Genomic DNA, 295 nt, shown 5'->3' with positions numbered 1-295 from the left:
GAATGCACTACCTGTGCCACACCGGGCAGTAAGAAAAAAGTACTGGAACTCATCAGCAATTTAGTCGCTGCCCAGTATCCAACCCTGTCTTCGCAAGAGGTTTTTGAAAGCCTGTTAGCGAGAGAGAAAATGGGTAGCACAGGTATAGGAAATGGCATTGCGATACCTCATGGTAGATTAACGACCATCGATCACCCTATCGCGATATTTATTAAATGTGAAGAAGCCATTGCCTTTGATGCAATCGATAAGCAACCCGTGGATCTTTTATTTGCTTTGTTAGTCCCTGCAGACC

Annotated in this window: 1 protein-coding gene; it reads left to right on the top strand. The window is 44.7% G+C overall.

Annotation, left to right across the window (positions count from 1 at the left end; translation table 11 throughout):
* A partial coding sequence (locus AAEY79_RS14415) for a PTS sugar transporter subunit IIA (RefSeq protein ID WP_352288961.1) occupies positions 1-295 on the top strand: 295 nt, incomplete at both ends.

It is taken from the genome of Psychrobacter sp. GW64-MNA-CIBAN-0177, from assembly GCF_040309585.1.
In the GTDB taxonomy this organism is placed as follows: Bacteria; Pseudomonadota; Gammaproteobacteria; order Pseudomonadales; family Moraxellaceae; genus Psychrobacter; species Psychrobacter okhotskensis.
The sequence above is the reverse complement of the archived record's forward strand: the minus strand, read 5'-3'. Positions and strand labels throughout refer to the sequence as shown.